Here is a 13046-nt window from a genome sequence, read left to right as displayed (position 1 = left end):
AGTCAACCGCTGTTTTTCGATTTCCTTGCGATTTGCCGGATTTGTGTCTGCAGGCCCCGCAATCATTGGGTTCCAGGTTGCAAAGCTTCAGAAATAGTTGTCTGATCAATTCTTGTTGCGTGTAGAGATGGCTTCCAGTTGTTTGTTCAGGGCTTCCTTGCGCTCGGCAGGAATATCATTCCAGTGAACGTCCATCAGGGCGCCTTCAATTGCGTACAACAACACCTTGGACGCCCGAAAACCGCGCGTGCGCACGGCCCGATAAGCATCCACCGCCCCGAGGCGACGCAAGTCCGAAGCGCTATGGATGCCCACGGCATGCAGCCATTGCGCTGACGTCTTGCCAAGATTCTTCAGGTGTTGCAGTTCATCATTCATCAAGCCTCCTTGCGATGGCCGAATGGAGAGCGTGGGCAATCTTCTGAGGAGTGTAGCCATCAGTAGGAAAAGCGTGATTGTTTGCTCGTTTACGACGCAAATGCTTCTAAGAAACGAGCATTGGCAGTGCATGAACAAGTCTATGAGCGCAGTAGAGAGAGGCGGGGAAGAATCTGGAAACAAAGGGCGAACATCCCCACCGTCCAGCGCAACGAGAGGCGCCGGACGTGTCAGTCAGCGACGATGATCAGCGGGTGCGATAGCGCAATCGCGTGCCGAAGTTCATTGACATCAGGATTTCGTCGGCACTGAGTTCCACTGGAAAGTACGTACCGGAGATTTGCGCGTGGGCCAGGCTCGCGCCTTCCAGGTTCGCTTTGCGAAAATCGATGCCGCGCAAGTCGGCGGAACGGAAGTAGGCGTCGCTGAAATTCACGCCGTCGGCATTCAGTTCGCGCAGGTCCAGCCCCCGAAAATCTCCACCCACCATGTCGATGGGGCCATTCTTGGGGCGTTCACTGTTGAAGCCTTTGATGTCGTCTTTGTGCAGCAGGGCATATAGCGGTGTGTCGAGAAGTTTTGGCTGGCTCATGTCGCATCACCTGATGTTTTTATGACGCCAGTATAGTGCCACTATTTGACAGTCGTGAAGCCAGCGAGGGCCTCACGACTGAAATAGTTCTTACAGCCCTGGCAGGCGCTGGCGAATTTGCTCCACAACGGTATCGAGCGTCCCGCTTTCATTGGTCTGGACGCGTTTGCTGCAGAGGATTTCCGCGGGTGTCAGCGCTTCACGGCTGTCTTGCTGGGCGGCGATAACAGCCAGGGTGGCGTCGGACGGGTCTTTCTTGTCTGCCTGGCGCATGGCCAGCCAGCTTTCGATTACAGCCTGTGGCGCATTGCAGTCGAGGATCAGGAAGGGTGCACCCGTGGCCTCGGCCACCTTCGCTGCACTGTCACGCTGATCACGCTTGAGGTAAGTGGCGTCGACCACCACCGGGAACCCCGCACGCAGAATGACGTCGGCGATTTCGTGGAGGCGGGCATAGGTCGCCGCGCTGGCGTCGGCGCTATAGATGCCGGCCTGTACGTCATTCTCGACGGTTTGCTCGCCGAACAGGCGCTTGCGCTCGACATCGGAACGCAGGCGAATCGCGCCCAGGGCTTCGACCAGGCGCATGGCTACATGGCTCTTGCCGACAGCGGAAACACCGTGGGTAATGGCCATGAAGCGTGAAGGAATGGTGCTGTAGCTTTCGGCCAGGTTGGCGTAGTTGCGGTACTGGCGCAGGGTCGTGGCGCGCTGCACCGCAGTGGCGTCGGCCGGCATGCTGAACAGGGCAACCTTGGCGCGAACCAGTGCGCGGTAGGCTTTATAGAAGTTCAGCAGTTCGAGACCGCGATAGTCACCGGTCAGCTCCAGGTACTGGCTGATGAAGCGACGCGCCAGGCACTTCAGGCCGCGATCTTCCAGGTCCATCGCCAGGAAACCGGTATCGGCATAAACGTCGGTAAAGCGAAACGGTTCGTTGAATTCGATGCAGTCGAAGATCACGACCTTGCCGTCGATCACGGTTGCATTGCCCAGATGGATATCACCGTGGCATTCACGAATGAAACCTTCGGCCTTGCGCTGGGCGAGCAGCGGTTTGAGGCGCTCGAAGCTGCTTTCGGCCCAGGCTTGCAGGGCGTCGAGTTGCAACAGGTCGGCTTTGTCGCTGAGGAACGGACGGATCTGTTCGAAATTCTGCCGCACCGGCGCCATGACGCTGTCCGGGGTACCGGCTTCGTGCCCGGCCGGCACTTTCGGCGCGCTGAGGTGGAAGCGGGCGATTTGCTCGGCCATCTCGTCGATGTGCGCGGTGGTCAGTTCGCCATTGGCTTGCAGGGTGCTGAGCAAGCCGTTTTGCGGGAACTGACGCATCTTCAGTACATATTCGATGGCTGGGCCTTCACCGCCCAGTTGCGGAGCCTCGGCGCTGCCGGTGACGGGCAGCACTTCGAGGTACAAATCGTCGGTCAGACGCTGGTTCAGGCGCAGTTCTTCAGCGCAAAAGTGTCCGCGAGCCTCAAGGCTGGTGAAGTCGAGAAAACCGAAATTGACCGGCTTCTTCACTTTATAGGCGTAGGGGCCGGTAAGCAGTACCCAGGAAATATGGGTCTCGATGACCTGGAATCCCTCTACTGGATGCGGGTAGAGGGCAGGGTTTTGCAGGGCAGCGATCAGGGACTGGCTCACAGGCGATCCTTCAGAGTCTGGGAAATTCAAGGCCGTCATTATGGCCGCAAGTCCGCTTGACGCAAACCTCGGAGCGCTCCTGTTGAGGATGAATAAAGTGCGTATAATCCGCCGCCATGACTCGTACTCGAACTCCCCGTACCCCGAAAAAACCACCCTCCAGGGGCCTGCGCCCGTGGATGGGCTGGGCCATTAAACTCAGTCTGGTCGCCCTTGTGGTGCTGGCCGGATTCGCCGTTTACCTTGATGCGATCGTCCAGGAGAAGTTTTCCGGCAAGCGCTGGACCATCCCGGCCAAGGTTTACGCGCGCCCGCTCGAGCTGTTCGTCGGACAGAAGCTGAGCCGGGATGATTTCCTGACCGAGCTCGATGCCTTGGGTTATCGCCGTGAAAGCGTGGCCAACGGTCCGGGGGCGGCGTCGGTCAACGGCAATACCGTTGATCTGAATACCCGTGGCTTCCAGTTCTATGAAGGCATGGAGCAAGCGCAACCTGTGCGGGTGCGTTTCTCCGGCGATTACGTGGCCGAGTTGGCGGGGGCTAAAGGCTCGAAGCTGTCGGTGGTGCGCCTGGAGCCGCTGCTGATCGGCGGCCTGTACCCGAAAAACCTCGAAGACCGGATTCTGATCAAGATCGATCAGGTGCCACCGTACTTGCTTGAAACGCTGGTGGCGGTCGAGGATCGTGATTTTTATCATCACTTTGGTGTTTCGCCGAAGTCGATCGCCCGTGCAATCTGGGTCAACGGTTCGTCCGGGCGCATGCGTCAGGGCGGCAGTACCCTGACGCAGCAGTTGGTCAAGAACTTCTACCTGACCAACGAGCGCAGCCTGAGCCGCAAACTCACCGAAGCGATGATGGCGCTGCTGCTTGAACTGCACTACGACAAGCGCGAAATCCTTGAGGCTTACCTCAACGAAGTGTTTGTCGGGCAGGACGGTCAGCGTGCGGTGCACGGTTTCGGTCTGGCCAGCCAGTTCTTCTTTAGCCAGCCGCTGGCCGAGCTCAAGCTGCATCAGGTCGCGCTGCTGGTGGGCATGGTCAAGGGGCCTTCTTCCTATAACCCCCGTCGTAATCCGGAGCGTGCCCTCGAGCGGCGCAACCTGGTACTCGATGTGCTGCAAGAGCAGGGCGTCGCGACCGCCGAGCAGGTTGAGGCGGCGAAGAAAATGCCGCTGGGCGTGACCAAGCGCGGCAGTCTGGCGGACAGCTCGTTCCCCGGCTTCCTCGATCTGGTCAAGCGTCAGTTGCGCGAAGACTATCGCGACGAAGACTTGACCGAAGAAGGGCTGCGCATCTTCACCAGTTTCGACCCGATCCTGCAGATGAAGGCTGAGGCCTCGGTCAACGACACCTTCAAGCGTCTGGCAGGACGCAAGGGTTCCGATGACGTCGAAGCGGCAATGGTCGTGACCAACCCGGAGACCGGGGAAGTGCAGGCCATGATCGGCAGTCGCCAGGCCAGTTTTGCCGGGTTCAACCGGGCGCTGGATGCTGTACGACCGATCGGCTCGCTGATCAAACCGGCTGTTTATCTGACCGCACTGGAGAAACCGAGCCAGTACACATTGACCAGTTGGCTGTCGGACGAGTCCTTCTCGGTCAAAGGCGCGGATGGTCAGGTCTGGAAACCGCAGAACTACGATCGCCGTTCTCACGGTACGGTGTTCCTCTATCAAGGCCTGGCGCATTCCTACAACCTGTCGACCGCGCGTCTTGGTTTGGCGGTCGGTGTGCCGAACGTATTGAAGACGGTGGCGCGCCTGGGTGTGACGCGTGAATTCCCGGCCTTCCCGTCGATGTTGCTCGGGGCCGGCGGCATGACGCCAATCGAAGTGGCGACCATGTACCAGACCCTCGCCAACGGCGGCTTCAATACGCCGATGCGCGGGATTCGTAGCGTGCTGACTGCCGAGGGCGAGCCACTCAAGCGTTATCCGTTCCAGATTCAGCAGCGTTTTGATCCGGCCTCCATTTACCTGATCCAGAGCGCCATGCAGCGGGTGATGCGTGAGGGTACCGGCAGCTCGGTTTATAACGCGTTGCCAAGGACCCTGACCCTGGCGGGCAAGACCGGTACCAGTAACGATTCGCGAGACAGTTGGTTTGCCGGTTTCAGCCAGGACTTGCTGGCGGTGGTCTGGCTGGGTCGCGACGACAACGGCAAGACGCCATTCACCGGCGCCACCGGTGCCTTGCAGGTCTGGACCAGTTTTATGCGCAAGGCCGACCCGTTGCCGCTGGACATGCCGCAGCCGGATAATATCGTTCAGGCTTGGGTGGACTCGCGAACCGGGCAAGGTTCTGACGCCGGTTGCCTTGGTGCCGTGCAGATGCCGTATATTCGCGGCAGCGAACCGCCTCCCGGTGCCGCTTGCGGTGGTGAAAACCCTGCCGAGACGGTGATGGACTGGGTCAAGGGCTGGATGAATTAAGCAAAGAGGGTTTCAAGTGAACAAGTGGTTGATTCCAGCGGTTGCCGCCGTAGCTTTGCTCAGCGGTTGCTCTAGCGTACAACGTGGCTCGATTCCGGTCGTGGATTCCGGCACCGCCGTGTCCAACAGTGAGCGGATCTCGGCCAATGGCGGTTTCCGCCAGACGACCGTCAAGCGCCCTGCGCAAGGTCAGTCGCAGACCCAGGCGATTCCGCAAGGTGACAGCGGCGTAGTGGTGATGGTGCCCGGCGCGGCAACGACTTCGACGCCGATCAGCACCACGCCGATTACCCCGGGTCCGATCACGCCGGGGCCGATTGACACGTCGCCGGTCCAATCGGCGCCGATCAATCAGGGCAGCTACAGCATGCCGTCGTCGCCAAGCGGGATTCCGTCGGCCAGTTCGGGCGGACTTTCTGCCGACGAGCAACTGGACGGCCCGGTATTGGCTTTGCTGACTACCGCTCAACAGCAACAGGCGAGCGGTGATCTCAATGGTGCCTCCTCCAGCCTCGAACGCGCCCAGCGCGTTGCTCCGCGTGAGCCGCAGGTGCTTTACCGTCTGGCCCAGGTACGCATGGCTCAGGGCGATGCCGCCCAAGCCGAGCAGTTCGCTCGCCGTGGGCTGACCTTTGCCAATGGCCGTCCAGCCCTTCAAGCCAGCTTGTGGGAGCTGATTGCCCAGGCGCGCGCGAAGCAGGGTGACTCTCAGGGCGCGGCATTGGCTCGTCAGAAGGCCAAGGTAACGCTGTGATGGATGCGCGATTTCTGAAAATCGCCGATCAACTGTTGTTGATCGAGCGCGAGTTGCGGGTACAACGGTGGTGGGATGAAGTCCCGCCCTCTGCCGAAGCGCTTTCCAGTGTTGAGCCGTTTTCGGTCGACACACTGGAATTCGAGCAATGGCTGCAATGGATCTTCCTGCCACGCATGAAGATGATCCTCGAACAGGATTTGCCGCTACCCAATGCTTCGGGCATTCAGGAAATGGCTGAAATGGTCTTTGCCGGGCGCAATGTCCAGGGTAGGGATCGGCAGTTACAGGTGCTGCTCAAAGAATTCGATCAGCTGATCACCGCGTCCCGCTGAGCCAGAAGCTGCCAGTGTCCGCTGGCAGTTGTTCACAATATCCCTCTATTTTGTCGGCCGTTTCAGGGTAAGTGCATTTGCGTGCCAATTTTTTGCCAAAAGTTGCGCAATCAAAGCTAACACGGGGTGGATTTACGGGTTTTTTCTTGCGTTCTCATGTGCTTAGTAGAATAAAGCACATAGACGACTTGACTTGCGAAGGCCGAAACAGAAGAATCCAAAGTCCGCTGTACAGGGACTGCCAGAAGCAGACCCTCTCAGCAGATCATGAGGCGCATATCCGCGTCGACCTGTTACACCCGCAACGCGTTACCTCGCGCTGGGTGGGAAAGCCCCGCAACACTTGGGACGATCCCAATACTTGCTCAGTCAGTGCTGACGTAGTCGGCGACCACCGTCGCTCATGCTCTGCCGAGAAGTAAACCTATTAAGACCCGTCCCATTTTTCGTGGGCGGTATTCTGGCGTTTTAGAGGTGAGCAACGTGGAGCTTTTATCTGGCGGTGAGATGCTCGTCCGCTTCTTGCGTGACGAAGGCGTCAAATATATCTACGGGTACCCGGGTGGTGCTCTTCTTCATGTCTACGATGCCCTGTTCAAAGAACCGGAAGTGACCCACATCCTGGTTCGTCACGAGCAAGCGGCTACCCATATGGCTGACGGCTACGCTCGTGCCACCGGTAAAGCCGGCGTGGTACTGGTGACTTCCGGTCCTGGCGCAACAAACGCCATCACCGGTATCGCCACCGCCTACATGGACTCCATTCCGATGGTGATCATTTCCGGCCAGGTGCCTAGCACCATGGTTGGCACCGATGCGTTCCAGGAAACCGACATGATCGGTATCTCCCGGCCGATCGTGAAGCACAGCTTCATGATCAAGCACGCGTCGGAAATCCCGGAAGTCATGAAGAAGGCGTTCTACCTGGCGCAATCCGGTCGTCCTGGCCCGGTCGTTGTCGATATCCCGAAAGACATGACCAACCCGGCCGAGAAGTTCGAATACGTCTTCCCGAAAAAAGCCAAGCTGCGTTCCTACAGCCCGGCTGTTCGTGGTCACTCCGGTCAAATCCGCAAGGCGGCAGAAATGCTCCTGGCGGCCAAGCGTCCTGTGTTGTACTCGGGCGGCGGCGTGATTCTGGGTGGTGGTTCCGCACCACTGACCGAACTGGCGAAGATGCTCAACCTGCCAGTGACCAATACCCTGATGGGCCTCGGTGGCTACCCTGGCACCGACCGTCAGTTCATCGGCATGCTCGGCATGCACGGCAGCTACACCGCCAACCTGGCGATGCACCATGCTGACGTGATCCTCGCTGTCGGCGCACGTTTCGACGACCGTGTCATCAATGGCGCGTCGAAGTTCTGCCCGAACGCCAAGATCATTCACATCGACATCGACCCGGCTTCGATCTCCAAGACCATCAAGGCCGACGTGCCTATCGTGGGGCCGGTTGAGAGTGTCCTGACCGAAATGGTCGCGATCCTCAAGGAAATCGGCGAGACCCCGAACAAGGAGTCCGTTGCCAGCTGGTGGAAGCAGGTTGACGAGTGGCGCGGTGATCGCGGCCTGTTCCCGTATGACAAGGGCGACGGCAGCAAGATCAAGCCTCAGACCGTGATCGAAACCCTGTGCGAAGTGACCAATGGCGATGCCTTTGTGACCTCCGACGTGGGTCAGCACCAGATGTTTGCTGCGCAGTACTACAAGTTCAACAAGCCGAACCGCTGGATCAACTCCGGTGGCCTGGGCACCATGGGCTTCGGTTTCCCGGCGGCCATGGGCATTCAGTTGAGCTATCCGGATGCCGACGTCGCCTGTGTGACGGGCGAAGGCAGTATCCAGATGAACATCCAGGAACTGTCCACCTGTCTGCAATACGGTTTGCCGGTAAAAATCGTCATTCTGAACAACGGCGTTCTGGGTATGGTTCGTCAGTGGCAGGACATGAGCTATGGCAGCCGTCACTCGCACTCCTACATGGAGTCGTTGCCTGACTTCGTCAAGCTGGCTGAAGCCTATGGTCACGTTGGCGTGCGCATCACTGAATCGAAAGATTTGAAGTCGAAGATGGAAGAAGCGTTCGCCATGAAAGATCGCCTGGTGGTGATCGATATTTCGGTCGATACCAGCGAGCACGTCTACCCGATGCAGATCAAAGACGGCTCCATGCGCGATATGTGGCTGAGCAAGACGGAGCGTACCTAATCATGCGGCACATTATTTCCTTGCTTCTGGAAAACGAACCCGGTGCTCTGTCTCGTGTGGTTGGCCTGTTCTCGCAGCGCAACTACAACATCGAAAGCCTGACTGTGGCACCAACCGAAGACCCGACCCTGTCGCGTCTGACGCTGACCACGGTCGGTCACGATGAAATCATCGAGCAGATCACCAAGAACCTGAACAAGCTGATCGAAGTGGTAAAACTGGTCGACCTGTCGGAGAGTGCTCACATCGAGCGCGAACTGATGCTGGTCAAGGTCAAGGCCACCGGCGCCCAGCGCGCCGAGATCAAGCGCACTACCGATATTTACCGTGGGCAGATCGTCGATGTCAGCGCCAGCGTGTATACCGTTCAACTGACCGGTACCAGCGACAAGCTCGACAGCTTCATTCAGTCCATTGGCACCGCCTCGATTCTGGAGACCGTCCGTAGTGGCGTGACCGGCATTGCCCGCGGCGACAAAGTACTCAGCATCTAAACCAAATTAGCGAACGGCCTGAACGGCCTGATATAGGGGAAATTCATGAAAGTTTTCTACGATAAAGACTGCGACCTGTCGATCATCCAGGGCAAGAAAGTTGCCATCATCGGTTACGGTTCCCAGGGCCACGCTCAAGCGTGCAACCTGAAAGACTCCGGCGTTGACGTGACTGTCGGCCTGCGTAAAGGTTCGGCTACCGTTGCCAAGGCTGAAGCCCACGGCCTGAAAGTGACCGACGTTGCTTCTGCTGTTGCAGCTGCCGACCTGGTCATGATCCTGACCCCGGACGAATTCCAGTCCTCCCTGTACAAGAACGAAATCGAGCCGAACATCAAGAAAGGCGCCACCCTGGCCTTCTCCCACGGCTTCGCGATCCACTACAACCAGGTTGTGCCGCGCGCTGACCTCGACGTGATCATGATCGCGCCGAAGGCTCCAGGCCACACCGTACGTTCCGAGTTCGTGAAGGGCGGCGGTATCCCTGATCTGATCGCTATCTACCAGGACGCCTCGGGCAACGCCAAGAACGTCGCCCTGTCCTACGCTGCCGGCGTTGGCGGCGGTCGTACCGGCATCATCGAAACCACCTTCAAGGACGAGACTGAAACCGACCTGTTCGGCGAACAGGCCGTTCTGTGCGGCGGTACCGTTGAGCTGGTCAAGGCCGGTTTCGAAACCCTGGTTGAAGCTGGCTACGCGCCGGAAATGGCCTACTTCGAGTGCCTGCACGAACTGAAGCTGATCGTTGACCTCATGTACGAAGGCGGTATCGCCAACATGAACTACTCGATCTCCAACAACGCCGAATACGGCGAGTACGTGACCGGCCCTGAAGTCATCAACGCCGAATCCCGTCAGGCCATGCGCAACGCCCTGAAACGTATTCAGGACGGCGAATACGCCAAGATGTTCATCAGCGAAGGCGCTACCGGCTATCCTTCGATGACCGCCAAGCGTCGTAACAACGCCGCTCACGGTATCGAAATCATCGGCGAGCAACTGCGCTCCATGATGCCGTGGATCGGTGCCAACAAGATCGTCGACAAAGCTAAAAACTAAGTCACGCGCTTGTACGAAAAACGCGGCTTAGGCCGCGTTTTTTCGTTTGGGGGGCCGGTTCTGGTATAAAGCTGCATCGTTTGCGGCCGAACCGTCGTCCCAGACACCTGTCCAAACTTTCCACCCGTTGCAAGGTAATGTCCATGAGCGAACGCCCCGAAGAGCCAAGCCAGGCTTCTGACGCCGAAAGCCTGCTGCCCATCGATGAACATGTCGAGGAAGGGCATGACGCCGAAGGTCGTAAAGTCCGGCATCGTGGTATCTATCTTCTGCCGAATCTGTTCACCACTGCGAATCTGTTCGCAGGGTTCTATTCCATCATCAACTCAATGAGCGCCCAGGCGGCCTTGAGTGCCGGTGACTCGGCCAATGCGAGCAAGTATTTCGCGTTCGCGGCCATCGCGATCTTCGTCGCAATGGTGCTCGATGGTCTTGATGGGCGCGTGGCCCGCATGACCAATACCCAGAGCGCCTTCGGTGCCGAGTACGACTCGCTGTCGGACATGGTTGCCTTTGGTGTTGCCCCGGCATTGCTGGCCTTCGGTTGGGCCTTGGGTGACATGGGCAAGGTTGGCTGGATGGTCGCCTTCATCTATGTGGCGGGCGCGGCCTTGCGCCTTGCGCGCTTCAACACTCAGGTCGGTACCGCGGACAAGCGCTACTTCATCGGTCTGGCCAGTCCTGCCGCTGCGGGTGTGGTTGCAGGTATCGTCTGGGCGTTCAGTGACTACGGCATTCAGGGTTCCAAGATGTCCTTCCTGGTTGCGCTGATGGTTGCGGCGGCCGGCATGCTGATGGTCAGCAACATCAAGTACAACAGTTTCAAGGAGCTGGACCTGAAGGGGCGAGTGCCTTTCGTGGCGATTCTCGCCGTGGTGCTGGTGTTCGCAGTGGTGTTCAGTGACCCTCCGCGCATCCTGCTGCTGGTGTTTCTCGCCTATGCAGCCTCCGGCCCGGTTCAATATCTGTTACGTCTTCGCCGTAACAAGAGCGCGTAATTTCCCTCATACTCCGCAGTCTATGGGTGCATCTGTCCTCCAAAGCTGCGGAGTAACCATGCTGATCAAAGTCCCCGGAACGTCCGACTGCCACGAGTCGGACGTCACGCCTGAATCCCTCTATCTTTCTCGACGCAAAGTGCTCGGCGCTACGGTTGCGGGCTTCGCTCTGGGCAGCCTGCCGCAATGGGCCAGCGCTGGCGATGCTGTGCGTTATCCGGATGTCGAGCCCGGCAAGGCGCCTTCCTGGTTCAGCGAAAAACTTCCGGCTACCCAGTGGGGGGCGATCAGCGTCAAGGATGAGGCGATCACGCCGTTCAAGGATGCGACCCACTACAACAACTTCTACGAGTTCGGCACAGACAAAGGTGATCCGGCCGCCAATGCCGGCACGCTGAAGACGGAGCCGTGGTCGGTAGTGGTGGACGGGGAGGTGGGCAAGCCTGGGCGGTATGCGCTGGAGGACCTCATGAAGCCGTATCGGTTGGAGGAGCGAATCTACCGGCTACGTTGCGTGGAAGCCTGGTCGATGGTCATTCCCTGGATCGGTTTTCCGCTCTCGGCCTTGCTCAAAGAAGTCGAGCCGACCTCGAAAGCCAGATTCATCCGCTTCGAAACCTTGCAGGATCCCAAAAGCATGCCGGGGCAGCGCTCCGGTTTTGCCTTGATCGACTGGCCCTATGTGGAAGGGTTGCGACTGGATGAGGCCATGAATCCGTTGGCGATTCTCGCAGTGGGGATGTACGGGCGTGAATTGCCTAATCAAAACGGCGCGCCGTTGCGTTTGGTGGTGCCTTGGAAATATGGCTTCAAGAGCATCAAGTCAATTGTGCGCATCAGTCTGGTCAGCGAGCAGCCGAAAACCACCTGGCAGAGTATTGCTGCGGATGAATATGGCTTTTATGCGAACGTGAATCCCACCGTTGATCATCCTCGCTGGACTCAGGCGCGTGAACGCCGCCTGCCCAGTGGCTTGTTCAAGCCCAATGTGCGCGACACGCAAATGTTCAACGGCTATTCAGAGGAAGTCTCCTCTCTATATGCGGGGCTCGACCTGAGGAAGAATTACTGATGCGCTATCCGTTTTGGCGTATCGGTGTCTTTGTCGTGGTGCTGGTGTGGCCGCTGCTGTGGCTGTACCAGGCCTGGGAGGATGTCCTCGGGCCGGATCCGGGCAAGGTGCTGGTCGATCGATTGGGTTTGGGGGCGCTTGTTCTGCTGCTTGTAACCTTGAGTATGGCGCCTTTGCAGAGACTCACCGGTTGGGCGGGGTGGAATGCCGTGCGGCGACAGTTGGGATTGTGGTGCTTTGCCTATGTGCTGCTCCACCTCGGTAGCTACTGCGCATTCATTCTTGGTTTTGACTGGTCGCAGTTGGGTGTCGAGTTGCGCAAGCGGCCTTACATTATTGTCGGGGCGTTGGGTTTTCTTGGTTTGCTGGCATTGGCGGTGACTTCCAATCGATACAGTCAGCGACGATTGGGGGCCCGCTGGAAGAAGTTGCATCGCCTGGCTTATGCCATTCTCGGGCTTGGATTACTGCATATGCTCTGGATTGTGCGCGCCGACCTGAAAGAGTGGGTGATCTATGCATCTATAGGTGCATTGCTGTTAATGCTGCGGCTACCGCCTGTGGCTCGTCGAATCCCGCGTCTAATGGCTAAAAAGGCCTCTTCTGCCAAAAAGGCGTAAATAGTGGTTGACGGCAGATTCCAGGTGTCTATAATTCGCCCCACTTCCGGCGCAGTCGAAACGGAAAACTCCTTGGTAAACAAAGAGTTACACAGTTTTCGGCAGCAGGCTGCTTCAGTTCATCGAAGCCGAAAGGGAGTTGAAAAAGAGGTGTTGACAGCAGCGTGTAACGCTGTAGAATTCGCCTCCCGCTGATGAGAGATCTGAAGCGCAAGTGGTTGAAGTTACAAAGGAAACTTTGAAAGCTTCTGAAAATAATCACTTGACAGCAAATGAGGCTGCTGTAGAATGCGCGCCTCGGTTGAGACGAAAGATCTTAACCAACCGCTCTTTAACAACTGAATCAAGCAATTCGTGTGGGTGCTTGTGGGGTCAGACTGCTAGTCAACAGATTATCAGCATCACAAGTTACTCCGCGAGAAATCAAAGATGTAACCAACGATTGCTGAGC

General features: G+C 58.0%; 12 protein-coding genes. 9 read left to right on the top strand and 3 right to left on the bottom strand.

Annotated features, from left to right (window positions below; translation table 11 throughout):
- Positions 1-105: 105 nt before the first annotated feature.
- The 3 genes from KGB29_RS22480 to KGB29_RS22470 all read right to left on the bottom strand — a co-directional run bounded on the left by KGB29_RS22480 (position 106) and on the right by KGB29_RS22470 (position 2617).
- A complete protein-coding gene (locus KGB29_RS22480) occupies positions 106-378 on the bottom strand; it encodes a TfoX/Sxy family protein (protein ID WP_057713281.1) in 273 nt (90 codons plus the stop codon).
- Between the two features lie 247 nt (positions 379-625).
- Entirely contained in the window at positions 626-970 is a 345-nt protein-coding gene (locus KGB29_RS22475) for a pentapeptide repeat-containing protein (RefSeq protein WP_150813453.1), read from the bottom strand.
- Positions 971-1060: 90 nt separating this feature from the next.
- Entirely contained in the window at positions 1061-2617 is a 1557-nt protein-coding gene (locus KGB29_RS22470; protein ID WP_057713282.1) for an AAA family ATPase, read from the bottom strand.
- A 116-nt stretch (positions 2618-2733) separates the two neighbouring features.
- Between KGB29_RS22470 and mrcB the strand changes: the two genes are divergently transcribed.
- From mrcB to msrQ, 9 genes are all read left to right on the top strand, one after another.
- Positions 2734-5052, top strand: coding sequence for a penicillin-binding protein 1B (gene mrcB / locus KGB29_RS22465; protein ID WP_223616486.1), 2319 nt, complete (start codon positions 2734-2736; stop codon positions 5050-5052).
- Between the two features lie 16 nt (positions 5053-5068).
- Positions 5069-5806 (top strand): tetratricopeptide repeat protein, encoded by a 738-nt coding sequence (locus KGB29_RS22460; RefSeq protein WP_150813451.1) that lies wholly within the window; start codon positions 5069-5071, stop codon positions 5804-5806.
- Complete coding sequence (locus KGB29_RS22455; protein ID WP_150813450.1) at positions 5806-6141, top strand: YqcC family protein; 336 nt, start codon at positions 5806-5808, stop codon at positions 6139-6141. Before KGB29_RS22460 ends, KGB29_RS22455 begins: the two co-directional genes overlap by 1 nt.
- 483 nt (positions 6142-6624) lie before the next feature.
- On the top strand, positions 6625-8349 hold the full coding sequence (locus KGB29_RS22450) for an acetolactate synthase 3 large subunit (RefSeq protein WP_057716561.1): 1725 nt from the start codon (positions 6625-6627) through the stop codon (positions 8347-8349).
- 2 nt (positions 8350-8351) lie between these two features.
- Complete coding sequence (gene ilvN / locus KGB29_RS22445) at positions 8352-8843, top strand: acetolactate synthase small subunit (protein WP_003205610.1); 492 nt, start codon at positions 8352-8354, stop codon at positions 8841-8843.
- Positions 8844-8888: 45 nt separating this feature from the next.
- Positions 8889-9905: a ketol-acid reductoisomerase gene (gene ilvC / locus KGB29_RS22440; RefSeq protein WP_003228216.1), complete on the top strand. Its 1017-nt coding sequence runs from the start codon at positions 8889-8891 to the stop codon at positions 9903-9905.
- Positions 9906-10048: 143 nt separating this feature from the next.
- Positions 10049-10903 (top strand): CDP-diacylglycerol--serine O-phosphatidyltransferase, encoded by an 855-nt coding sequence (gene pssA, locus KGB29_RS22435; RefSeq protein WP_223616485.1) that lies wholly within the window; start codon positions 10049-10051, stop codon positions 10901-10903.
- A 58-nt stretch (positions 10904-10961) separates the two neighbouring features.
- The gene (gene msrP, locus KGB29_RS22430; RefSeq protein WP_150813449.1) at positions 10962-11975 is read left to right on the top strand and encodes a protein-methionine-sulfoxide reductase catalytic subunit MsrP; all 1014 of its coding nucleotides are present in this window, start codon (positions 10962-10964) and stop codon (positions 11973-11975) included.
- Positions 11975-12595 carry a protein-methionine-sulfoxide reductase heme-binding subunit MsrQ gene (gene msrQ / locus KGB29_RS22425; RefSeq protein ID WP_102672222.1) on the top strand — a complete coding sequence of 207 codons (621 nt, stop codon included), beginning with the start codon at positions 11975-11977 and terminating at the stop codon, positions 12593-12595. The genes msrP and msrQ overlap by 1 nt, the downstream gene beginning before the upstream one ends.
- Positions 12596-13046: the final 451 nt, after the last annotated feature.

Origin of the sequence: Pseudomonas sp. BF-B-30 (genome assembly GCF_019956305.1) — a bacterium.
Lineage (GTDB): Bacteria > Pseudomonadota > Gammaproteobacteria > Pseudomonadales > Pseudomonadaceae > Aquipseudomonas > Aquipseudomonas jessenii.
This window is presented reverse-complemented; position numbering and strand designations above follow the sequence as displayed.